General features: G+C 49.8%; 14 protein-coding genes and 1 pseudogene. 6 read left to right on the top strand and 9 right to left on the bottom strand.

The window, feature by feature from the left end; translation table 11 throughout:
- The gene (locus AC1DLI_RS05130; RefSeq protein ID WP_477600257.1) at positions 1 to 1,638 is read right to left on the bottom strand and encodes a hypothetical protein; all 1,638 of its coding nucleotides are present in this window, start codon (positions 1,636 to 1,638) and stop codon (positions 1 to 3) included.
- Positions 1,639 to 1,673: 35 nt separating this feature from the next.
- Positions 1,674 to 2,978, bottom strand: a complete 1,305-nt coding sequence (locus AC1DLI_RS05125; RefSeq protein ID WP_477600255.1) for an alpha-L-fucosidase — start codon at positions 2,976 to 2,978, stop codon at positions 1,674 to 1,676.
- Positions 2,979 to 3,139: 161 nt separating this feature from the next.
- Here AC1DLI_RS05125 and AC1DLI_RS05120 point away from each other — a divergent pair, with 161 nt between their 5' ends.
- Positions 3,140 to 4,039, top strand: coding sequence for an AraC family transcriptional regulator (locus AC1DLI_RS05120; RefSeq protein WP_477600253.1), 900 nt, complete (start codon positions 3,140 to 3,142; stop codon positions 4,037 to 4,039).
- An 823-nt stretch (positions 4,040 to 4,862) separates the two neighbouring features.
- Positions 4,863 to 5,461: pseudogene (locus AC1DLI_RS05115) on the top strand (transposase); the annotation flags it as partial.
- A gap of 210 nt (positions 5,462 to 5,671) precedes the next feature.
- On the opposite strand, the gene AC1DLI_RS05110 reads toward AC1DLI_RS05115, so the two are convergent.
- The 4 genes from AC1DLI_RS05110 to AC1DLI_RS05095 all read right to left on the bottom strand — a co-directional run bounded on the left by AC1DLI_RS05110 (position 5,672) and on the right by AC1DLI_RS05095 (position 11,412).
- On the bottom strand, positions 5,672 to 7,726 hold the full coding sequence (locus tag AC1DLI_RS05110) for an alpha-galactosidase (protein WP_477600251.1): 2,055 nt from the start codon (positions 7,724 to 7,726) through the stop codon (positions 5,672 to 5,674).
- A 71-nt stretch (positions 7,727 to 7,797) separates the two neighbouring features.
- Entirely contained in the window at positions 7,798 to 9,411 is a 1,614-nt protein-coding gene (locus tag AC1DLI_RS05105) for an ABC transporter substrate-binding protein (RefSeq protein ID WP_477600249.1), read from the bottom strand.
- Between the two features lie 100 nt (positions 9,412 to 9,511).
- The gene (locus AC1DLI_RS05100) at positions 9,512 to 10,399 is read right to left on the bottom strand and encodes a carbohydrate ABC transporter permease (RefSeq protein ID WP_477600247.1); all 888 of its coding nucleotides are present in this window, start codon (positions 10,397 to 10,399) and stop codon (positions 9,512 to 9,514) included.
- A gap of 23 nt (positions 10,400 to 10,422) precedes the next feature.
- Positions 10,423 to 11,412, bottom strand: a complete 990-nt coding sequence (locus AC1DLI_RS05095) for an ABC transporter permease (RefSeq protein WP_477600245.1) — start codon at positions 11,410 to 11,412, stop codon at positions 10,423 to 10,425.
- A 193-nt stretch (positions 11,413 to 11,605) separates the two neighbouring features.
- On the opposite strand from AC1DLI_RS05095, the gene AC1DLI_RS05090 reads away from it, so the two are divergent.
- Both AC1DLI_RS05090 and AC1DLI_RS05085 read left to right on the top strand, forming a co-directional pair.
- Positions 11,606 to 13,189 (top strand): response regulator, encoded by a 1,584-nt coding sequence (locus AC1DLI_RS05090; protein ID WP_477600243.1) that lies wholly within the window; start codon positions 11,606 to 11,608, stop codon positions 13,187 to 13,189.
- Positions 13,190 to 13,204: 15 nt separating this feature from the next.
- Positions 13,205 to 14,968, top strand: coding sequence for a sensor histidine kinase (locus AC1DLI_RS05085; protein ID WP_477600241.1), 1,764 nt, complete (start codon positions 13,205 to 13,207; stop codon positions 14,966 to 14,968).
- Between the two features lie 98 nt (positions 14,969 to 15,066).
- Here AC1DLI_RS05085 and AC1DLI_RS05080 read toward each other — a convergent pair whose 3' ends face one another.
- Positions 15,067 to 18,087, bottom strand: coding sequence for a carbohydrate-binding protein (locus AC1DLI_RS05080; protein WP_477600239.1), 3,021 nt, complete (start codon positions 18,085 to 18,087; stop codon positions 15,067 to 15,069).
- A 240-nt stretch (positions 18,088 to 18,327) separates the two neighbouring features.
- On the opposite strand from AC1DLI_RS05080, the gene AC1DLI_RS05075 reads away from it, so the two are divergent.
- Positions 18,328 to 20,169 (top strand): extracellular solute-binding protein, encoded by a 1,842-nt coding sequence (locus AC1DLI_RS05075; RefSeq protein WP_477600237.1) that lies wholly within the window; start codon positions 18,328 to 18,330, stop codon positions 20,167 to 20,169.
- Positions 20,170 to 20,430: 261 nt separating this feature from the next.
- Here the strand turns inward: AC1DLI_RS05075 and AC1DLI_RS05070 are convergent, their stop codons facing one another.
- Together AC1DLI_RS05070 and AC1DLI_RS05065 are read right to left on the bottom strand one after the other, a co-directional pair.
- Positions 20,431 to 21,360 (bottom strand): SPFH domain-containing protein, encoded by a 930-nt coding sequence (locus tag AC1DLI_RS05070; RefSeq protein ID WP_477600235.1) that lies wholly within the window; start codon positions 21,358 to 21,360, stop codon positions 20,431 to 20,433.
- A gap of 6 nt (positions 21,361 to 21,366) precedes the next feature.
- Complete coding sequence (locus AC1DLI_RS05065; RefSeq protein ID WP_477600233.1) at positions 21,367 to 21,795, bottom strand: NfeD family protein; 429 nt, start codon at positions 21,793 to 21,795, stop codon at positions 21,367 to 21,369.
- 142 nt (positions 21,796 to 21,937) lie between these two features.
- Here AC1DLI_RS05065 and uraA point away from each other — a divergent pair, with 142 nt between their 5' ends.
- On the top strand, positions 21,938 to 23,239 hold the full coding sequence (uraA, locus tag AC1DLI_RS05060; protein ID WP_308994270.1) for a uracil permease: 1,302 nt from the start codon (positions 21,938 to 21,940) through the stop codon (positions 23,237 to 23,239).
- Positions 23,240 to 23,493 lie beyond the last annotated feature (254 nt).

Genomic DNA, 23,493 nt, shown 5'->3' with positions numbered 1-23,493 from the left:
TCACCCCTTTCTTATTTCAAAATCAAGCGTAAAGCCATGCGAGTCCGCCTTATACATCCGTACCTCCGTGCCGCCGAAGCGCTGCATCCAGCAATCGGGACTGCCGAGAAACGGCTGAACCGCTTCCTTTACGAGGTCATCCGTTAAAAAGCTGTCGGTCACGAGCCAATTGCCTTCACCGGCGCGGCCGCTTGCGGACCAATGATCCGATGATAGCCACCGTCCGATAACAACCGTTGCTCCCGACTCCGCCCGGCGGCGAACCGCCTTCAAAGACTCTTCCGATATCCGGTCGCCGGCAACTAGTATCAGCTTCGGACAGCCAAGCTGATGTTCTTGTACCGTATCGTCAAATACAATCGCATTGTTGACCGGATAATGCAGCGGATGCACCCGCTCCTCCAAGGGAAAAGGCCAGCCTTCCTTCAGCGGAAAGCGATCCTTCGGAACCTGCGCTTTCAACTGTTGCCGGGGAAACGAATAGCCGGGAATATGCATGCAGCTTCCATGGGCGGGAATAGTACCGTGACTGAGAAGATGCCACACATGGAACACACTTTGCGTCGAAGCCGGAGCGGTCAGGCTGCGATTGCCGAATAACCTTTTGTTCTGCCCGTAGTTGCTGTCATCCGAATGGATGACAACGATATCGGGCTCGGCTTGGCCATGCGTCCAGGACAAGGGATGCTCCGGAATGAAGCCGCGCACGAACTCATCCCATACGTCCCCGAATTCCGTCTTGCGGAACCGGTCGTTCTCGTACTGCAGCAAAACGTCGATATTTTCCGTAAACAGATGGGTCGGGCTCATATAATAGCCCATTCGCAGAGCCGAAGCGTATTCCTCCGGCGAATGCCCTGGAAATCCGGAGGTGCGGGTGAACCATGGCCCAGCATCCGGTCCCCATAGGTCGGCGCAAACCCACATTGCCCGGCCATATTGCTTCGCCGCGCCAAGAGCCGTGGAAAGCTGCAGCGATTGAAACGACTCTTTCATAATTTTCGGGCAAACGGCCATTCCGCCGCGGGCTGTCGTATGAAACAAGGTCGGAAACACGAATTCGGATACGAGCGGCACCCGGTCCGGGTCCAGTCCGGCTCCCGCCAGGACGCCGTGTACGTGATTCACTCTCGCCGCAACCGTTTCGGTTACCCGTTCCTGTGATAGTGCAAGCGACTTGCCTTCCGTACCTCCCCAATGCGGCAGGAACTCATCCTTGCGGTATTGCGACGCATTAATTTGCAAATGCTCGGGTTCGTCGTACAGCAGTCCGATTAGCTTGCCGCTGCGAGCCGCTTCAAGCAGCGCATCATCCGGCACGTCGTAACGGTTCGTTCCTTCTACGTAAGGGCCGTTAATATTGCCGTACTCGTTTCCTAAGCACACCTCCATGCCGTGTGCCGCCATATCGCGAACCATTTCCGATTGGCCGGCCAGGCTGGGGAACATATGGTGTACATAAAACTCGGCGCCAAGCTCCTTCATCGCCTCGACGAACCGGCCGGGGGGCGGCGTATCATCCTGGGAAGGATACACGCTGCCCGTGCCCGTGCGCATGATATCATCTGACGCCTGCCCCGCCCAAGAGTCCTGCCAGGCGATAACCGGCCCCTGCAATCCCAGCTTCGGTTTACTCATCGTCTCATCTCCATGTACGTTCCGTCGTTTCCGGCTTAGTTTTTCAAGAAAAGCTCAATGACGGGCACGGTTACGTTCGGTTTCTTGACCGGCAGCTGCAGCGTCAAAATATCGCGTGACCTGCCTTCGTTGAACGCTCCCGCTTCCATCGTCATTTCCTCTTCGCCTTGCACCATTCTTATTTCCGAGGCATCGTTCAGCAGCTGTGCGTATTCCACCCTGCCGGAGAAACCGCGCAGATGAATATGCTTGAAAGGCCAGCTGTAAATGTGCAGATAGAGACGCTTGCTCTCCGGATTGTACGTAAATCGGCAGTCTTCGGGACATTGGAACTCCTCCGGGGCTGCGGTGCATCCATAAATCGACTTGTTGTGGGGCTTCATCCATTCGCCAATGCCTTTCAGCCGGTCGATCGCCCGTTCGTCGAATTCGCCGCGTCCGGTCGGCCCGACGTTAAGCAGCAGGTTGCCGCCCTTGCTTACCGTATCAATTAACATTTTCACTAGGGTGTCTACGCTCTTCCACGTTACCTCGTCACGGTAATACCCCCATGAGCCGCTGAAAGTATGGCATGCTTCCCAGACTACGCGCTTGCCGTTCATTTGAATCCACTCACGCGGTTGATATTGCTCCGGCGTAGTAATATCCCCCTTCACCTGCAGACGGTCGTTCAGCAGAATGTGCGGCTGCAGCTCACGGATGAGCTTCACCAGCTTCTCGCTTTGCCACTCTTCCTTCCCTTTGCCCGGGAAGCCTTTCTCCGGCGGGATCGAGAAGTCAAAAAACATCATATCGATCTTGCCGAACTCCGTCAGCAGCTCCCTCGCTTGCCCATGTAAATAATCGACATACTGCTGCCACTCGCGGTTCCGTTGGTCTTCGAGAAACTCCTCGTTATAACGGAGCGGATGCTTGACGTCGAGCGTATAATGCTGATGATGCCAGTCCAATAAGGAATAATACAGTCCCGGTCTGATGCCTTTTGAACGAAAGGCTTCCACCATCGGCGTCAACAGATCCCGGCCTGCCGGCGTATTCGTCGCTTTATAATCGGTCAGCTTGGAATCCCATAAACAGAATCCCTCATGATGCTTGGCGGTGATGACAAAATATTTCATGCCGGCATCTGCCGCCAGAGAAGCCCATAGCTCGGGATCGTACATATCTGGATCGAAGCGCTTGAAATATTTGTAGTACTGCTCATTTGTCATAAATTCCCGGCCTTTCATCCACTCATGCCTGGCTCCCAGCGAATATAAGCCCCAATGAATGAACATGCCGAATCTATCATGCGTATACCAGCTTGAATCTCCTGTTGTCGACTCAACGTCGAACGCCATGTAATAACCCCCTATAGACCTTTGATTTGACCTTCCTTACTTTAGTTAACGCTTTCATTCCAGCGGCTGATTGTCTATAATTATAGGTGCTTCAAATATAGAGTTCTCTATCTGATATTGCTGTAAAGTTAAGGAATCTTGCTTTTCGGAGGGACTCCGTCATGACAAATCCTCATCAAATCAAACAAGACGTGCCTCACCAAGAGCCCGGCTTTCCGCTGGACGTTTTCCATATCATTCCGAAGGGCAAGGAGATCCTGCACTTGCACTGGCATGACGATTGGGAAATCATTTATTTTATCCGCGGGAACGCAATTTTCTATATTGGCTCCGAGACTGTCAGACCGGAACCGGGCGACATTATGTTCGTAAACAAAGGGCTGATCCATACGGGGTTTTCTGAAGATGACGATCCTGTGGAGTATTACGCGGTGGTCTTTCATTCCTCCTTGGCCGGAAGCTCGATGGCCGACGCCTATCACATGCAAATCACGAATCCTTATATAACCGGAAAGAGTTTTTTTCCCATTCACCTGTCAGTTAAGGATGCGCTTTATCCATTCATCGCCGGCATCGTCAAGCAGCTGATCGCCGAATACGAGCAGCAGCGCCAAGGCTACCGGCTCGCAATCCGCTCCATGCTACATCTGCTGCTGGTTCATTTATCCCGTCATCACCAGCTGCAAGGCCCATCTGCCTCCGAAGTTCCGATCGACACCGATTTGACCGAGAAGTTCAAAGAGCTTATCTCCTTTGTCGAGCAGCATTATCCGGAGAAGCTGACCGTGCAGCAAGCGGCCGGCATCGTCAATCTGAGCGAATACCACTTTTGCAGAACCTTTAAGAAAATGACGGGCAAAACCTTTGTGGAATACGTTAATTTGCTCCGGATTAATGCTGCAGAGCAATTATTGATCCATTCTTCCGATCCGGTCACGGAAATCGCGTTTAACGTCGGCTTCGGCAGCGTCAACTATTTCAGCCAGATGTTCAGACAGTACAAGAGGTTTTCTCCATCGCAGTGCCGAAAGCGGAGCGTAAATGGACAGGAGCTGTCGTAGTGGGGGGAAACGGGAAAAAGGGGCTGTCTCAAAAGGTCTGAAGACCCGAGAGACAGCCCTTTTTTTAATATATAAGAATTTATAAGTTTTCACTTATTAATGGGCTTATATATCTCCGCGAAACGACCGCTTTTGCCACAGAGGGCGGCGACAGCCGTTTACGCTTGTGAAAACAAATGGTTTCTTGGTGATCTGGCGTTGTTGCCGGGCGGCATACGGAGGCGTCGATTTAAGTTTGGGCATGCGGCGATTGCTGCAGCAACGCGGTCGATTTCTATCGGGTATAATGGGGTGCTCGGTCTAAATGTTTTTTGAAAACATTTGGACGTACGGTCTTGCAGAAGCTAAGAGTAATAAAAGTACGGTCAGAGTTCTACGTTGTAGTTTCTGCAATGTATGGACAAAAAACGAGTTGGATCGAGGCGTACAATGCAGTTTCTGCAATGGGAGTGCCTATTTTTGAGCGATTAGGAACGTGTGGCGTCTATTCTGCTGTAGTAAATGCATTGTAGCTAAAATAAAGAAGCATATTCCGTAATTCTGCTGCAGAAACTGCAGTGTACCGGAGCGGCTGGCGGCTAAGAGGATGCCCTGGATTTGCGAGACTAAAATTAGGTGGGTATAGGCTTTAGGGCACCCTCTTCAATGGTTTAAAATCTGTAAAAAAAACAAAGAAACCCACCTTTGCTAAAATGGAGGTACCACCCAACCATCTTCGAAAGGAAGGTTTCTATGTACATGCAATATACTATGGACCAACTTACCCTGCCAATGGATTTGGCGGAAGATATCCCCGAAAATCACCCCGTTCGTGTCGTGAACGCTGCCGGGAACAATCATCGCAGATGCTGGATAGGGCGGAGAAGAGAACTAGGCTCACCTAGAACAGGAAGCGCTTGAGGCGTTGGTCAAATCCAGCACGTATCATAAGGAAAATCGAAGAAATGGCAAACGGACATCAGTAAGCTTGACAATGGGCATTACGACGAGGAAGAAGATACGTGGACATGCGCGAATGGACAGAAACTTGTCTTTCGCTATGAAAGGAAAGATACAACAGAAAGTGGATTTGAAACCCGACATCGCCATTACCGCAGTGAAAGCTGTGAAGGTTGCCCCATCAAACTCGTTAGTACGAAGGCGCAAGGCGACCGGGAGGTTCGAGTCAGTCTGAGATAAATGCGTTACATGCAGCGGGTGCGGGAAAAGCTGCGCAGCGAGGAAGGTTATGCGCTGTCGGCGAGACGAATAATTGAACCCGAAAGTGGATTCGGGCAGATGAAGAATAACCGGGGATTCCGGCGGTTCCTGCTTCGCGGCTTGCCAAAAGCAAGCCTGGAGGTCGGGTGGCTTTCGCTTGCCCATAGTCTACTTAAGCGAGCAGCCATAGACCAGAACAGAAAAATAACGCTACAGGAATAGCCCGCTGCAGCGCTATTTTTTCATGTTTTCCAACATTTCTGTTCAAAGCGAGCTCTCTCTCCAGCGAGCTTACTACTGTTGGGACAGCCCCTTCACTTTCCTGCGTATCTATCTTTTTTTTATCCAGAAGGGTCCTGCTTCACAAGTCTGCTGCTAGACTATCTCCATGGACGCGGGTACTAGGATGCCGTTCAATCCCGCATGCCGAGTTTATTTGAGAAGCAGAAGCTTGGACTCGGCTGGCGCCAGCTCAATACGGAGCTCCGCGCTCTCTCCCTCGATGCGCTGCTCTTGTCCGCTCCATAAATCCCGAACCACTATCCCCTTAGAGGAATCTATGCCGAGTCTTGCAAATGAGACGAGCTTTACGCTTTCCTTTTCTTCGTCAAAGTTAAAGGCGGCAACATAGGTGCCCTCTTCTCTTCTCAGCGTAAACAGGTCCTCGCCTTTGCTGCCGCTCCTTCCCTCCACCGGCTTAAAGGTTTCGCCGCGCCGCGCAAGCGCCATGACCTCGCGGTTCGTCATCCATTCCTTTGCCCGCCGAGCAGCCTCCAACACGCGGTAATCATCACCGAGCAGCAGCGACGTGCCGGCAATCACGGCGCTGTTCAGCCGGCTTCTCCCTTCATGCTCGCTGGTTGAGCGCTGATTGTCGCTTTTGTAAAGCACCACATGATCGGGATCGTTAAAACGATATAGGCTGTCATTGATCCACCAGCCGTAAGTAAGCGCGTTTAGCATGTATTCGGTATCGTTAATCGTCCCGAAGGCGTCGCAGGAAACGCGGCGGCTGTGCGCATAGCCATGCGGAAATAACGGCGCTATCGATAAATTGATCAGAAAAGGACGGCCGACCCGCTCCGGCGAAAGCGTATCGCGGATAAGCGCCATTCCGATATTGTAAGCTTGAATTCCCGTACGCACACTCTCTTGGTGGAATCCGCCTTCCATCGCTCCGTGGGTCAAGAAATCCAGCTTCACGTAGTCAAAGCCAAGCTCAACAAAGCTGTCCAGGCTGCGCTTGATCCGCTCCTGCGCTTCGGGATGCGTCGGGTCAATCGGGAAGGCTCCATCCAGCTTCGGCAGCGGCTGTCCAGCCTGGTCCTTAATCAGGATTTCCCGGTAAAGCACCCTGCCTTCTGTTCCTTCAACCGGCGTATCCGGGTCGCTTCCCCAGAAAGCGAACGGCGTATAATAGATGCCCGGTTTTTGGCCGTTTTCCTTCACCCGTCGTACGGCGTCTTTGAGCTGCTCCTCAGGCAAGCTGTTCCAAAAAGCATCAAAATTGACGTACAAGCTGTCGTTGTCATCCGAAAAGCCGTTTTGCTGCAGTTCCTTGGCAAAAAAATCTGATGTGTGCGTATAAACGTCATAGTCCAGCTTGCTCATAACGGCAGACCAGCTGTTCCACCCCATCGGAATACCGCCCTCCCATGGCAGGGCAGGTGACAATACCGCGTTAGCTCTCCCATACGCTTCAAGCCCGCCGCGGTAGTCTTCAAACGCTCCCACAAATATCGTCGGCGATGTAATGCTTCTGCCCCGAATAGCGCCGTGCGAAACCGTATCCCTGGTCTGCATGTCCGCAGCCCCGCCATATACCCGAAGCCTGCCAACCGCTTCCGCGAACGTGCCTTCCACGACTACACCCGTTTTCCACCGGTCATGCGTAACCGATCCAAGTACGAAGCCGTTCCTGCTGGTTGAGCGGTAGATCGCCGTTGCTTCATAGCTGTGCACGCTGCATGGAATGGCATGAGAGGCATAACGCACCCATTTATCATTATCAAACGGGATAAACAGTGCTCTTATCTCTTCGCTTGGATCCGTGCCTTCCGCAAAGGAAACCACGCTCCCGTCATTTAAGTAAGCAGCCAGCGGAGTCAGCTCATTCGTCTCCCAATCGAATTCACTTTCCGCCTCAAGCTCGGTCAATAAATAAGGCAGCTGCTCATACATGCGGAAATGCTGCCGCAGCACAGGCTTACCGAGCTCCTCGTGCACAAACGTCCAGTGGATGCCGCTGCCAAAGCCGTCCGTAATCGGCTGAGCTTCCGTTTCCTTTACGTAATGCTTGCCGTAATACGTGGAACGTAATTGCTCCAGGCCATAACGTGCTTCTGCATAAAGCCCGTTCAATGCTTCGCCGCTGCTCCATCGCAGCGATACGCTTCCGTCCGCTACATTTGCCCTCGCCTGTATAATGCCGTTATCGACGACAAATTCGTCCATGCTTTGCTCCAGCTTGAATGCTCCCATGATCATTCTTTATCAGCTCCTATATTAGAATGAAAGAAGGCCGGCTGCGCCGGCCCTCCTACACGCTCTGCTATTCGTTATTTCCAAAGCTCTACGCGGTTTTTGTAATTGCTAGTATAAATCGCTTCAACCTTTTCGTCGCCAGCCGCTTTCATATCGCTCAGCATTTTATCGAAAATGCTGCTCGCTTCCTCAGCCGTTTTTGCCATGATCGCTTTGGTCAAAGCCTGCTTCACAATATCGTTCACCTTCTGCTCATTAAGCGCTTCAGGCGTGCCTCCCTGTGGTCCTAAACCGTCGTACAGCACGGAATCGTAGATGGAATCGGACATGTTTTTGAGCGCCATTTGATCGACCGCTCCGCGCTCGTAGCGTCCTGCCAAATCATAAGGCATGCCGTCAGAGCCTTTTCCGTTCTTGATAAACCAAGTCCATTTGCGAATGCCCGTTTCCTTCGTATACGCATTCCAATCATCCTTGAAGCCTTGAAGCACTTCCGGACGAGGCGTATGCTTGCCGTCCTTCATATCCCAGTGCTTACCCTCGATGCCCCACATGAGCAAGTATTGGCCTTCCTCGCTTGCCAGGAAGTTCATGAACTCCATCGTGCGCTCTGGATTTTTATTTTTCTTCGTAATCGTAATCGCATCCCAGCCAAGCGAGCTGCGTCCGCCGTAGGTTGTTTTTGCCGGATCTACGCCGTCTGCGACAACTTTGTAAGGAAACAGCTGCGATTCCTCACCGCGATCTTTCTTCAGGATTGTATTAGCTCCACCAGCATCCCAGTAAGCGCCTGTAGTGGAAAGTACCGTGCCTGTCGCCAGCTTTTGTTCCCAAACCTGCTTCTTGTTGATGGCCCATTCTTTATCTAACAAGCCCGAGCGGTACAAATCATTCATATAAAGAATCATATCGCGATACTTCGGATCTTTTACATCAAACTGCAAGTTGCCGTTGTCCTCGAAGAAAGGCATCATGCCGAACATCCCTTTAAAGGTGCCAAGCGAGCCGCCGAAGTTTTCACCGTCCATCGAAAGGGCAATCGTTTCTTTTCCGTCCATCGCCTTATATTTCGCTTTGAAATCCTGAAGCAATTTTTTGAATTCCGATGCAGTGAACGGTACGCCGCCCTCTGCTTTATCCGGCGCCAGCTCCTTCATAATATCCTTGCGGATATTGAAGCCGAATACCGGCTCGCTCTCAAAGCCGTACCAGTTGGAGAGATAATAGTTTTTACCGTCTTTATAGCGAGTCTTGTTCAGCACGTCGCCATACATCTCGGAAACATCAGGACCATGTGATTCAATCAAATCGTTTAATGGAATGATGGCGCCCGATTCGATATATTTGTTGACCAAATCGCTGCTGCGCTCGAATAAAATAATGTCGGGAAGGTCATCGCTCGCCAGCATCAAATTAAGCTTCTCCGCCGGATTTCCGGTCGGTTGCTGAATTTCAACGGTAATACCCGTCCGTTTCGTAATCTCCGCAGCTACCTCATTGCTGAACTTATCGCCTGTATTTTTATCAAAGAAAGTTAGCGTGAGCGGTTCTTTTGATCCATTCTCAGAACCGGTTTCATTTTCCGCGGCATTACCGCCGTTTTTCGTATTGCCCGAGCCGCAGGCAGATAATACAGAACCGACGACCATAACGGCGAGAAATAGAACGAGCCATTTTTTAATACGCATAGTAGAAGTCCCCCTTATATGTGATCTTATTATAGTACATTTCCACCCAAAAGCATTGGCCTTACAGGCCCCCATCACCTCCAGCAAGAATATCTCGGCTTTAGCTTTTCACAGCGCCCAGCGTCATGCCCTTAACGAAATACTTTTGCAGAAACGGGTAGACCATCAAAATCGGAAGCGTGGCCACCATCGTAGCTGCCATCCTAATCGTGTCCGGCGAGACCGCGAGCCGCTTAGAGGCATCGGCCAGCTGCTGCGCATCGCCGACCATCGAGCTCGTTTGATATTGGTTTAATATTTTGACCAGCACCGCCTGCAGCGTCTTAAGATCTGAATTGTAAGTAAACACGTAGGAGTCAAACCAGGCATTCCAGTGCATGATCGCCGTGAACATCCCGATCGTGGCAAGCACAGGCGTTGTCAGCGGCAATATAATTTTGAAGAAAATTTGCAAGTAGTTCGCGCCGTCAATCTTCGCCGACTCGTCGAGCTCCTGCGGCAGCTGCTGCATAAAGGTACGTACGATGATCATGTAGAACACATTCATCATGCTTGGCAGAATGAATACCATGAAGCTGTCGATCAGATGAAGACTCTTCAGCACCATATAATATGGGATGAGCCCGCCGCCGAAATACATCGTGAATACGAAGTAGAGCGACCAGAACCGGCCTCCGACAAGCTCGCGTTTGCTGATCGCATAGGCGACCATGCTGATAACGACTACCGCGAGCGGCGTGCCGATGATCGTCCGCTGCACCGTTACCTTGATGGCGAGCCAAATCTCGCTATCGGATAAAATCTGCTTATAGCTGGCCAAGCTGAAATCCCTCGGCCACAAATATAAATTCCCGCGCAGCGTATCCTCAGCGCTGTTAAGCGAAATGATAAATATGTTCCAGAAAGGATAAAACGTTACGATAAATACCGCGATGATGAATAAGTAAACGATGGACATAAACAGAAAATCATTTTTGAATTTTGCCATGCTGCGTTCCCCTTTCGTCGATCCTAGAACAACGACTGTTCATTCATTTTTTTGGCCATCGTGTTGACGCTAATGACGAGGATGAAAGCGACGACCGATTTGAATAAACCGACTGCTGCGCCGTAAGAGAACATCCCATTTTGGAGTCCGTATTTGTACGTGTACGTATCGATAACCTCCGAATATTGAAGCACGGTATTATTTTGCAGCAAGTACTGCTGATCGAAGCCCGCATTCAAGATGCCGCCTACCGCTAGAATGGCTAAAATAATAATCGTCGGTTTAATCGAAGGCAGCGTGATATGCAGCATTTGCTTTAAGCGGCTTGCCCCGTCCACCTTCGCCACCTCGTACAGCTCAGGATTGATCGCCGATATGGCGGCCAGATACATAATGGCGTTAAACCCCATGTCCTTCCACGTGTTCGAGAACGCGATAATCCACCAGAACAAAGGACCCTTCTGCATAAATTGAATCGGCTCCTCGATGAATCCAAGCCCTGTCAATAGGTTGTTGAGCACGCCTCCGGATGACAGCACCGTAATGATAATGTTTGCTGCAATGACCCATGAAATAAAATGAGGCATGTAGGAAACCGTCTGGAACGTCCGCTTGAACCAGCCATTGCGGAGCTCATTAATCATAAGCGCCAAAATGATCGGCATCGGAAAACCGAACAGCAGAGACAGGAAGCTTTGAGCCAGCGTATTTCGCATCACCCGGTAGAAATCGCCGTTCGTGAAAAAGTAATTAAACCAGTCAAGGCCAACAAACTCTGTCGTGAAAAACTGTCCAAAAAATGAGCCGCCGCCCGGCGAATAATTAATGAAGGCCATATATAGGCCAAACATAGGTACATAGGAGAATAAGAGCGTAACAATCAAAGCCGGAAGCATTAGCAAATACAATAGCCGCTGCTCCTTCAGCCTCCCCCATACCGTAGAATTTCCTATGCCTCGTTTGTGCTTCGGTGGAACGGATTTACTTGGTTCCGCTTTCAATATCGATTCCATGTTATAGCCTCCTGCCAGTCTTTCGCTGCTTTGTGACTTCATTATAGGTCGGCTGACCGGCCCATTCTATACAAGCATTTAACGATTCGTATCCCAAATTGACACAGTTCGGAGCGCTCCATTGTTGAAAAACGTTATAGCGGATAAACTAGTAAAACATCCCGTTGCACGAGATAGAAAGGTGGGGACTTTCATGTACAGTATTTTGATAGTGGACGACGAAGCCATTGAATTGGAAACGATTGAGCATTATGTCCCGTGGGATAAAATCGGAATTTCGGTCGCGGGTACGGCCCGCAACGGTAAAGAAGCGCTCGCTAAGCTCGCTGAGCTGAAGCCCGACATCATTCTTACGGATGTCCGCATGCCGATTATGGACGGGCTGGAATTCGGAAGAAGAGCGAAGCAAATCGATAAAAATATTAAAATTATATATTTGAGCGGGCATAACGAGTTTCAATATATAAAGGCCGCGCTCAACATCGAAGCGACCGGTTATTTATTGAAGCCAATAGACATGGAGGAGCTTCTTGCCCTGCTCGAAAAGGTCAAGAAAAAATGCGAAGAGGATCAATTGGCGGATCAAGGCGGAGATTGGGTGCGGGAGAAGCTGCTGATGCGTATCCTACGCGAGCCTAACGAGGGGAAACGCAAGGAATGGACAAATCAATGGAAGCTTAGCGCAGTTGATTTTGCGGAAAATAAACCGTTTGCTGCCGTTTACGCAACCTTCGATCCTCCTCCGGCCTATCCCGGCACCGATCCGTATCCCGCTGACAGTGCATCGACCGACAGAATCGAGCTATTTCGAACGGCTGCAAGGCAAAGGCTGGATTCGTTTATTATGGTTGAAGATGACCCTCACGCCTTTTACGTACTCTTTCAATGGCAGGACGAGCGGCAGCATGTGCAATCGACAGCAGCCTACTGGGAGCTGCTTCGCGCGCACTTGGCTTCGGATCCATCCGCCGGCTCGCAGATTACGATAGGCTTGTCTGCCCCGCATTTGGGTTTTCAGGCGATTTGGGATGCCTGCGCAGAAGCTAAGACCTGTAATGAGGAGAAGTTTTATGAGCAAAGCGGCACCGTTCTCTCTCCGCAAGATCTGAAGCCGACCAAACAAACGGATGATGAGAGCGAACAAATCGCGGCAAAGCTTTCCTCCGCCATTCAATCCGGAGATACGGAGCAAATCAGCTTGCACGTTGAATCTTTATTCGGGGTGATCAGAGAAGAACGGATTGATCGGAACTTTGCAATCCGAGCCATTATTCGGCTCTTAACCGCCTTAGAACAGCATTTCTCTATGCTGCTGGCGGGCTCGCTCAAAGAGTGGCTGCTTGTAGATCATTGGAAGGAGATTTCGTCCATGAGCTCGGCAGCGCATATGCAGGCTTATGTCATGCATTTCTGTAATGAGATGAGGAAAGCGGCAAACGAGCGGGATATAGACCGAAATCAAGCAATAGCCGAACAAATCGTGAAGCTGATTGGGGAACGGTATCATTTGCCCCTCACGGTCGAAGAAATTGCCAAGGAGGTCTATCTGTCTCCCAACTATATCCGAACGATTTTCAAGGAAAAGATGGGCGAGACGATTCTCGATTATTTGACGAGGTTCAGAATGAACAAAGCAGCTGAGCTGCTGAAGGATAAAGCGCTTAAGGTTCGCGAGGTTGCACATAGCGTGGGATATGAAAATGTCTCTTATTTCTGTTCGATCTTCCATAAGCATAGAGGCAGTACCCCGAATGAATATCGAAAAATGTATCTATAGGCTGGAGTGAGAAGCATGAAAAGGCTAGCAGGCTGGATGACCAAGCCTTTTACGAATTTACGGCTGAGAGAAAAGCTGTTTCTGATGTTTTTGCTCGGCGCTATTCTCCCGCTTCTGTTTTTTGTCTTATATTCTTATCAAACCATTAAAAGTGAGCTCTCTAATCAAATGTATACGAGCTCTGTCGCATCTGTCGCTCAAATCAATTCCAATCTGGAAAATAAGCTGGATACGTACACGAAGCTTTCAGCGACCATGTATTTGAACAATACGCTGCGCGCTTACTTGACAAACAACTATACGCAGGACCCTTCTCTGTTCGTGGATGCCTATCAGTACATCAATAATACGTTTTCCAACATGCTGACTACGAACCCCGATATTCATTCTTTATCCATTTATATTAACAACGATTCGCTGCCCGCCGACGGCATCTATATTAAACGAATAGACGATGCCTTTAGAAGCTCGGCAATTTATCGCTCACTGCTCGATACCTACGGAAATGTACGGTTCTTATCCACGCCGCCCGCTGTCGATCAGCCTCCTATGTTTACGTTGACGCGCATGTTGAACATAAGCAATCTTGACAACGCATACGGTATTTTAACCATTAATATATTGGAATCGGACATCTTCCGGCTCATGGAGAAGGAGACGGCGGAGAAAACCGTCTTAATCGTTAACGATCAGGGCTTCATTATGTCCGCAAAAGACAAAAGCATGTTGAACCGCCCGCTTAAGAAATTCGTGCCGGATACTTTTCCCGACAAGCTGCAAGGCCGATTCGACAGCACCTATAACGGGGAGAAAATGCTGGTGGTCTACAATACGACCAAATTCGGCTGGAAGAGCGTTGCGCTCATTCCCTACAACAGCTTTCTGGCAAAAGCTAATCAAACCGCAAAACGGATTTTCATCCTGGCTTTGATCAGCTTTGGCATTATGGCTTTGCTCATTTATATTACAGCGAGGCTGTTCACCAAGCGGGTCGAGTATCTCGTCGGCATCATCCGCCGCATCGAAAGGGAAGAATTCGAGCATATCGACATCCGGCCGCTCGGCCGGGACGAGATCGGACAGCTCGGCAATGTGCTGCGGAAGATGTCCCAGCGGCTCAGCACTTTGATTTCCGACGTGTACAAGAAGGAAATCGATAAGAAGGAAGCGGAGATGAATGTGCTGCAAGCGCAAATAAATCCGCATTTTCTATACAACACGCTCGCTTCTATTTCTTCACTGGCGATTCGAAATTCGGATCAGCGGATGAATAAAATGGTCACCGATCTCGCTAAGTTTTACCGTATATCTTTAAACAAAGGTAAAAACAAAATATCAATTCACGAGGAAATGCAGCTTACCCGTTACTACGTGGCGATTCAGCAAATTCGCTTCGCGGATCTAATCCGCGTGCATTATCAAATCGACGAATCAGTACTGCCCTGCCCGATCGTGAAGCTGACGCTTCAGCCATTCGTGGAAAATGCGATGAATCACGCCATCTGGGATGACAAGCTCGGAATTAATATCATGATAAAGGCCTGCCGTGAAGGACAGGACATTGTGTTCAAAATTATCGATGACGGAATGGGCATGCGCATGCAGGAAGGAAGAAACTCAGACCAAGCGCTGCCGTCTAGAGGCGACGCTTTATCGGGCTACGGTATCCGCAACGTGGATAATCGAATCAAGCTGTTGTACGGTGACGCTTACGGCGTTTCGATTTTCAGCAGGCTCGGCATCGGCACCACCGTTACGATTCGTATTCCCGGACGATAATGGGAAGTCAACAGATCCACAAAAAAACCTCGAGCATTATGCTGCTCGAGGTTTTTTTCTATTGCGTTTATTGATCGAAGTCTTTGACGATTACCGACTTATTTTACCGTAATTTTGTACAGTTTCGACTGCGCGCCAAGCAAATCTACCTTCATCGATCCGACAACCTGGCTCGATTCGTTCGTCCAGAGGTCCGTCACCTTTGCTTTCGATGCCGACGGTATGCCTGCCCTAGCGAAATCCACGGTCTTTGCAGCCGTCTCATTCGTGAAATTAAATACGGCGAGGTAATAATCCTTCCCATCCTTCATAACGAACGTATCCGCGGCTGACGTGCCCGTATTGCCCTCGACTGCTCTAAAGGCCTTGCCTTTCAGCGCAACCTCATTCACCTGCTTGTTCGTCAGAAGCTTCTTCATCAGCTCCTGCGCTGCAGGGTCATTGACATCATCAGAATTTAGATATACCGTACCGGAAATAACGGCGGAATTAACCCGCGTCTGCGAGGCAGCATAGGAACCGCCCTTTGCCAGCGTCATATAGTCGGGATCAGTATACGGATAGATCGTTCCGTTCTGCCACCAGCCGTAGGTAAGGTTATTCAATTGGTATTCGGTTCTGCCCAGCGTGCCGTCAATATCGCAGGATATGCGTCTGGCGTGTGCATATTGGCTCGGAAATAACGGTGCAATCGATGCGCTGATGAACATTTTGCCGTCCAGCACCTTATTGATATGGGCCATCCCTTGGTTATACGCCTGAATTCCCGTCTGAGCCTTTGGATCATAATGCTTGCCTTCAAAGGAACCGTGACTTAGAAAATCAATCTTGATGTATTCAAATCCGTAATCCAGAAAACGCTTGAAGTAATATTCGATTCTTTGCTTGGAGCCTGGATGAGTCGGGTCGACAGCGTAAGCGCCGTCCACCTTCGGCAAAGGATTGCCGCTTGCATCCCTCAAAATAATATCGCCATACTTATACTTCCCATTCGTGCCCTCGACTGGCTGCTCCATGTTGTCGCCCCAATAAACGAACGGCCCATAATAAATGCCGGCCTTCTGTCCGTTATTGTTAATGACTTTGACTGCTTGCTGAAGCTGCTGCTCAGACAGATTGTCCCAATAAGAGTCCATATTAATATAGACATTGCCTTTGTTCGCAAACGAAGACTTTTGCAGGTTTTCCTTAAAGAAATCGGACACAGCCACAACCTTGTCATAGCTTAAATGGCTTTCATAAGCGCCCCAGCTGTTCCAGCCTACAGGGACTCCCTTCGGAACGTCATGCTTGAATGCCAGCGGTGGAGCAACTGCTGCGTTCGCTTGGCCGAAGCTCTCCAGGCCATCGCGGTAATCCGCATAATAACCGACGAGAATTTGCGGCGATGTTAATGTCTTACCCGTTATTTGGCCATGCGGAAGCGTATCATGTGTCGAGGCAGACGAAGTAAATCCGCCGTATACCTTCAGTTTATTCAATCGGTCTTTCGAACCGCTCCAATACACGCCTGTTTTCCACTGATCATGGGTCACTGAACCGATAACGAGGCCGCTGCGGCTTGTATTGTCATAAATGGCCGTCAGCTCCGAGCTGATATAGTTGTTCGTGTTCAAGCTCGTATTGATTGTTCGCGATTGATACCTCGACCACGCATCATTATCAAAGGGAACGACCAGTACCCGGTTGTCTGAATAGCTGCCAATATCGATGCCCCCGGCGGCGTTTAAGACAACAGGCGACATTTCGTTTGTGCTTAGCTCCTGTTCGCCCTTAACCTGCTGGCTAACGAGGAAATATGGCAACTTCTCGTAAATTTGATAAATTTGTATCATCGTCGGAAGGCCGGATTGATGGTTTTCGATCGTTACTCGAATGCCTTTGCCATGGCCGTCCTTTATTTTCTCGATTTTGTTCATGGCGAAACTGTGCTCGGCGTAGCTCTTGCTGTCCAACTGCTTATCGAGCAGAATACTGCTGTACAAGCCCTTGGCGATCGTCTTGCCGTTCCAATCGAATGCCGAAAGGCCGGATTCCGTATTATACGTTACTTTATAAATGCCATTGGACAAAGTTACGCCAGTCTCATGCTCTTCCACTTTAATGGAGCCGAACTTTTCGGAATCGACCTCTGCGCCGATTTGGGTGATGCCATCGATATCACCCGGTTCCTCTCCTGGAGATTCGGAGGCAATGATTTCAATACTGTCGATATCCGGAGACCATCCCCCGTTATCGTCAAACAAAATCGTATTGCTGCCTTCCTGCAGTTGGACCTCAACGCTGAATGTGCCAACGGTATCCCAGCTTGCGGTCTGTGGCGGTGAATAGGTTTCCTTTTCGCTGCCATTTACGCTGACCGCAATGGGCCGGGGATCACCGGAAATATAGCTCAGCTTCAAGGTGTAAATACCGGCAGACGGTACGGTTACCTCGTTGAATCGAAGCGTTGAGCCTCCCCAGATATCGCCTATTTTTTTGCCGCCGGAGCATTCTGTCTCCGCTTTGCAGGAGCGAACGGCAGCATTTCCCGTTAGTGTATTAGCAGCCGCTTCTGCCTCATAGACTTGTCCGCTAGCCGGCGGCTCGTTCGGATCAGTGCCTGAACCAACAAAGCGCAGCTCGATTTGGTCAATGTCAGGAGAGTAGCTGCCTTCGTCATCGAACAAAATGGTATTTGCTCCTTGTATCAGCTCAAGCTGAAGCTCGTAGGAGCCCCGCGTATTCCAATCCGCGGTTTTTGGCGGATCGTAGCGGTCGCTTCCCCCGCCGTTTACGCTAACCGCAAAGGATCTTGGATCGCCCGATATGTAGTGCACAGTCATCGTATAAACACCGGCATCCGCTACAATGACATCGTTGAACTGCAGCGCCGATCCTCCCCATAAGCTTCCGACCAGCTGATTACCCGAGCAGCCAACGGCTGCCTCGCAAGCTTTCACTTCTGCCTTGCCGCTTAGCAAATTGCCTGCCGCCTCGGCCTCAAATGCATAGACGGCCCCATCCGTTTCCGTCGTCTGAGCTTCCGCAATTGCCATAGGGGCAAAGAGCGCGGTTTGAAATAGCAGCAGCATCGCCAACAACATTCCCATGCCTCTGCCGTATTTCACTTTGTTCATTATTTATTCCTCCTCGTTCCTTTTTGTAAAGCGCTTTCTTTCCTAAGTTTAAAGCGGAGGCCTCCTGCCATACTAGCCAAGAATATTACGATTCGTACTCGAAACCGACAGACTTTAACCTTTTCGCCTTAGAAGTGAACTTCGAGGGTAGATCCATTTAGGATAAAAAAATGAATACGAAACCTTTCCTGTTTCCACACGTCTAATAGTAAATACTAATTATGGAAACGAGGTTATCTCATGAGTCGAAAAAAGCTTCGCAAGACAACCCTAACCGCCATGACCGCAGCGCTGGCCGCAACTTTATTAACCGGCATTCCGTACCCTGCGGCAGCCGAAAGCATTTCGAATGGATCTACATTAAGCGCCGAAATACATAACCTTCCCGGAACTGCCGTGAACGTTTATTTTCAAGATCTGCCAATCGCTTTGTCTATGCAGCCGCGTTTAATTAAAGGAACCATTATGGTGCCAGGCAAAAGCATGCTGGAGGGACTTGGTTATAAAATAGAGTGGCGGGCCAAAGAGCGGAAGCTGATAGCTGTCCAGGACAACAAACCGACGTTTATTTTCCAAGAAAACATTGCTCAAGCTGAAATTGGCGGAACATTGTTGAAAGGGCTTCCAGTCGCCCCTTTCCTTGATCAGCAGACGTTTTGGATACCGCTTCGCCTTGTTGCCGCAGCCAGCGGGCTGCGCGTGGAGTGGAACGCCCAGCACCGTTATGCTTCTGTCAGTGATCCTCAGGCATTGCCAAGGTTAAGCGTCATGACGAAAGCAGATAACGGCATCATCGAACAGACGGACAGGTTGTTTAATGATTTAAAGCAGGCGATGAAGATGAACGTTGATTTCGTTCAGGTAGGTCCGGAATATTACCGTGAGAAAACGATGGTCATGATTGCCGCCGGGGATCCGACCTCGCTCATGCTGCTTGAAGACCCTTACATTTTTCAGGATGAGCTGTTCGCGAGCTTTTCCAGTGATTTGACTTCCCAGCTCGAAGCTTTTCCGAGACTTAAGGCACTGGCTCAAAACGGGGCTGGCAGCCGGGTCATTAACGGAAAAATATTAGGCGTGCCTCGGCCGGGCGATCCGCATAATGCTGCCTTCCCCGCGATCCGCAAAGATTGGCTGGATAAGCTTGGGCTAGCCCAGCCTCAAACGATGGAGGAATTGTTTCTTACGCTGAAAAAATTCACCGAGCTTGACCCGGATGGCAACGGAAAGCATGACACCGTAGGACTTACTGGTTATTTGGACGGAACGAGTCTTGGCACACTTTCATGGATCGAGCATGCTTATACGGGCAGTCCGGACCGCTTCTCGGTTAAAGGCGGAAGCGTTGTTGACCATGCGGTTAGCGATGAAGAGACGCTGGCGCTGCAATGGCTTGTCCGCGCATATAATGAAGGCTTGATAGACAAAGCGTTTTCGGTATTGTCTGGAGAACAATCAAACGAACAGCTGCGCGGCAACAAAGCAGGGCTTGCCTCGATGAGCATTAACGAAGCAGCTAGTTTGACTGGCAAAGATGCAATTTGGCTTCCGCTGAAAAGTATTCGCGCTTCTTCGGCCAGTTCCCCGATTGCGCCTTGGACAACGCAGGGCAACGGGACCTACATTGTAGCCAAAACCTCGAAGCTGGACACGAAGCAGATCTTGGCTTGGCTGGACTATGGACTGGAGAAAACTGAAAATGGCGGGTGGGAAGCGATCGAGGGCTGGCAGCAGTCAGATCAAGAGGCGGTAAACAGCTTATTCGGACAAACCGATATGCTCAAACAGAACAGCAGGCTTGATAAACTATCGGATGGCATTCGAGACGAATATGAATCGGCCGTCACGGAATGGAGAAAAACCTCCTACGCCGCCATCACGCTGCCAGAGGCCGGCAGCCTGTGGAGTTCAGGCAAATATGCCGAGCTAAACAATAAACTGGAGCAGTTCAAGCTCAAGGTCATTATGGGCGCGGCATCTATCGAGGATTGGAAGGTCTTCATCAAAGAGTATACGGCTTCAACGGAATATAAAGCCATGCTCGCGGATTTGAACAAGCTGGCTTCTAAACGAACGAATTAGAAGAATGTTTTTGGGTGTTTGAACCGGGAATGTTTAACGTGGTGCACGCTGCGCGAGCAGATCATTCTACCCTTTATCGATTCAATCTTAATCATGCCGAATCAAGCGTAAACGGCTGTCGCCGTCCTCTGTGGCAAAAGCAGTCGTTTCGCGGAGATATATAAGCACATTTATATGTGAAAACATATAAATTCTTATATATAAACAAGAACAGCTGAGCAAAACGATTGTTTTGCCCAGCTGTTTTCATTAGATAAAATCCTACTCTTTGCTTGCTCTGAGCATCTCGCCAATGGCGCCGATGCTGCCCAGCGTATCGACCGCTCTGGTTGGAATAAACACTTTGTTCGCCGGGCCTTTTGCGATATCCGCGAGAGCCTCAAGCGAACGATAAGTGAGAATATTCTCGTCCAGGCCCGCGGAGCGTATAAGCTCAATTCGGCTTTTCTCCGCCTCGGCAATCGACTGGATAGCTTTCGCTTCCCCGAGCGCCTCAAGCTCCTGCGCATGGCGCTGGCCTTCTGCTTGACGTATTCGAGCCTCCTTATCTCCCTCGGCTTTCAATATTTTGCTCTGCTTGTCACCCTCGGCGCGTAAAATCATATCCTGCTTCGCCGCTTCCGCATCCAGCACCATTGCCCGCTTGCTCCGCTCTGCCTTCATCTGCTTATCCATCGCATCCTGAATATCGACGGGCGGCTGGATGTCGATGACCTCGACCCGCTCAATGCGAACGCCCCATTTCTCCGTCGCTTCATCGAGCGCGATCCGAATGTCCGACGATATTTTCTCGCGTCCGGACAATGTCTCATCCAGCTCCATTTTGCCGATAATTTGCCGCATGGTTGCCGTGCTAATATTTCGAACGCCGTAAACATAATCAGATATGCCATATGTAGCTTGTTCCGGCCCCGTTACTTGATAAAAAATAATCGTATCAATTTTTACTTGAACGTTATCTTTTGTAATAACGGTTTGAGGCGGTACATTCGCTTGCTGAATGCGCAGATCATGATACGTCCGCACATGATCGATAATCGGAATAAGAATATTTACGCCGGGTGTTAAGAGCCGATTGAATTTACCGAGACGCTCGACTACGCCTATTCGCTGCTGCGGTACTATTTTAATTGATAAGGCCGTAAACACAACGACTATTGCTAATATAATGATGGCTACAACATAACCCATGAACGATTAGCCTCCCCATTTCTCGACTTGGAGCACCGCGTTTCCGCGGCTTATGACCTGAACCAGCTCCCCCTTTACGAGTGGCGTATTCGATACTGCGCTCCATGTTTCATTCCCAACTTTGACGATACCAGGCGCTCCCGCTCCAGCCTCCTCAAGCACAATCCCCTGCTTCCCAACGAGATCGTCTACCGCATCCTTATAGCCGCGTGAGGAATGGATGCGTCGAGTAATTGAACCCGTAAAGAACGTCAGAATAAGAACGACGATACAGCCGGCTGCCAGCTGGGCGACAAAGGAGCCCGGCCAAAACCAATCGATGACAGCCGCAACTATAGCCCCAATTCCCAGCCATAGCAAATAAAAAGTAAGCGTGAGCATCTCAACAACAAATAAAATACCGGCGAGTATGAGCCATATCGTCCACAATTCCATCCTGCCATCGCCTCCTTCTTCATTAATATATTCGAACATGATCATCCTATGATTAAGAAAACACTTGCCAAACCGATACTGAGTATGTAGAATCATCAAGGGTCTTTTTACAAACAACATATCATTGGAGGCAATTTTCATCATGAAAAACACAATCGGGGTCCTTGATCGACCGCCAGCGCTGCAAAGCTTTCTGCTGAGCCTGCAGCATCTCTTTGCCATGTTCGGCTCCACCGTGCTTGTTCCGAATATTCTCGGCGTCGATCCGGCTGTCTGCCTGCTTATGAACGGGATCGGAACGCTGCTCTATTTATGGATTTGCAATAACAAAATCCCCGCATATCTTGGATCAAGCTTCGCTTTCCTTGCACCCGCCGGCGCCGTGATCGGCGATCAGGCTGCAGGTGGCGGAAATTATGCAGCGGCGCTTGGCGGATTTATTATATCCGGCGTTATCTTCACGATCGTCGCGTTAATTATTCAAGCGGCCGGCACTGGCTGGATCAACATCGTATTTCCACCGGCAGCCATGGGCGCAATCGTCGCGATTATTGGATTAGAGCTAATTCCTGTCGCAGCGCGGATGGCCGGTTGGATTATGCCTGCTGACGGCGATGCGGCCGTATGGTCTCCGGATCCGAAAATTGTAGCCCTCTCAACGATTACGCTTGCAGTCACTGTGCTTGGTTCTGTCCTGTTCCGCGGCTTTATGCGCATCATTCCGATTCTTATCGGGATTATCACAGGCTATGTGCTTGCCTATTTCATGGGCTTTACCGATTTCAGCAACCTTTCGGAAAACAGCTTCGTTCAATTGCCGCATTTCACCTTCCCTGTATTCGAGTGGACGGCTATTATCGCAATTGCGCCTGCCGCGCTTGTCGTTATAGCTGAGCACATCGGCCATCTTGTTGTAACGGGAAATATCGTGGATAAAGACCTATCGAAGGATCCTGGTCTTCACCGCTCGATGCTGGGCAACGGGGTTTCGACCATTATTTCAGGCTTCGTAGGCTCCACGCCTAACACAACCTATGGGGAAAATATCGGCGTACTCGCGATTACCAAGGTTTATTCCACGTTTGTCATCGGAGGCGCAGCTGTCATTGCCATCGTGCTTTCGTTCTCGGGTAAATTTTCTGCATTGATCTCCGGCATTCCTGAACCGGTTATGGGCGGCGTTTCCCTGCTGCTGTTTGGCGTAATCGCAGCTTCCGGCTTCCGGATGCTTGTTGAATCCAAGGTGGACTACAGCAAACCAACTAATCTGTTCCTAACGACCGTCGTACTCGTTACGGGACTTAGCGGCGTGAAGCTCACGATCGGGGATTTCTCGCTTTCGGGGATGGCGCTCGCAACTGTAGTTGCTATTGTGCTTAGCCTGCTGTTCAAAGTGTTTGACGTGCTAAAGCTATCTAACGACCATGAAGCTTCGGGTCATTAAATAGCTCTTGAGTTACAGTACATTCTTCTATGAAAATGAACTAATATGTCCACGTCGTTTCCAATACTATTTGCGTTTACAGCTCACCAAAAGACATATTTTGTTGGCTATAAGAGCAAAAGCGTACTTACAGCAGCCTTTATTCCGTGTCTCTTACGTTGAATCAATGGCGCTGTCTCATCAATCAACCTGCCAAAAAAGCCTCCAAGCCCACTTGTACAGTGGATTTGGAGGCTTTTTTTGCAATAGATCCA

The organism is Paenibacillus sp. 01T443 (genome assembly GCF_056398325.1).
This window is presented reverse-complemented; position numbering and strand designations above follow the sequence as displayed.

Bases quoted from the DNA above. Each gene is read 5' to 3' on its own strand.
- AC1DLI_RS05130 (WP_477600257.1), bottom strand. From the start codon at position 1,638: ATGAGTAAACCGAAGCTGGGATTGCAGGGGCCGGTTATCGCCTGGCAG.
- AC1DLI_RS05095 (WP_477600245.1), bottom strand. From the start codon at position 11,412: ATGGAATCGATATTGAAAGCGGAACCAAGTAAATCCGTTCCACCGAAG.
- AC1DLI_RS05090 (WP_477600243.1), top strand. From the start codon at position 11,606: ATGTACAGTATTTTGATAGTGGACGACGAAGCCATTGAATTGGAAACG.
- AC1DLI_RS05120 (WP_477600253.1), top strand. From the start codon at position 3,140: ATGACAAATCCTCATCAAATCAAACAAGACGTGCCTCACCAAGAGCCC.
- uraA (WP_308994270.1), top strand. From the start codon at position 21,938: ATGAAAAACACAATCGGGGTCCTTGATCGACCGCCAGCGCTGCAAAGC.
- AC1DLI_RS05125 (WP_477600255.1), bottom strand. From the start codon at position 2,978: ATGGCGTTCGACGTTGAGTCGACAACAGGAGATTCAAGCTGGTATACG.
- AC1DLI_RS05110 (WP_477600251.1), bottom strand. From the start codon at position 7,726: ATGATCATGGGAGCATTCAAGCTGGAGCAAAGCATGGACGAATTTGTC.
- AC1DLI_RS05065 (WP_477600233.1), bottom strand. From the start codon at position 21,795: ATGGAATTGTGGACGATATGGCTCATACTCGCCGGTATTTTATTTGTT.
- AC1DLI_RS05085 (WP_477600241.1), top strand. From the start codon at position 13,205: ATGAAAAGGCTAGCAGGCTGGATGACCAAGCCTTTTACGAATTTACGG.
- AC1DLI_RS05075 (WP_477600237.1), top strand. From the start codon at position 18,328: ATGAGTCGAAAAAAGCTTCGCAAGACAACCCTAACCGCCATGACCGCA.
- AC1DLI_RS05105 (WP_477600249.1), bottom strand. From the start codon at position 9,411: ATGCGTATTAAAAAATGGCTCGTTCTATTTCTCGCCGTTATGGTCGTC.
- AC1DLI_RS05080 (WP_477600239.1), bottom strand. From the start codon at position 18,087: ATGAACAAAGTGAAATACGGCAGAGGCATGGGAATGTTGTTGGCGATG.
- AC1DLI_RS05070 (WP_477600235.1), bottom strand. From the start codon at position 21,360: ATGGGTTATGTTGTAGCCATCATTATATTAGCAATAGTCGTTGTGTTT.
- AC1DLI_RS05100 (WP_477600247.1), bottom strand. From the start codon at position 10,399: ATGGCAAAATTCAAAAATGATTTTCTGTTTATGTCCATCGTTTACTTA.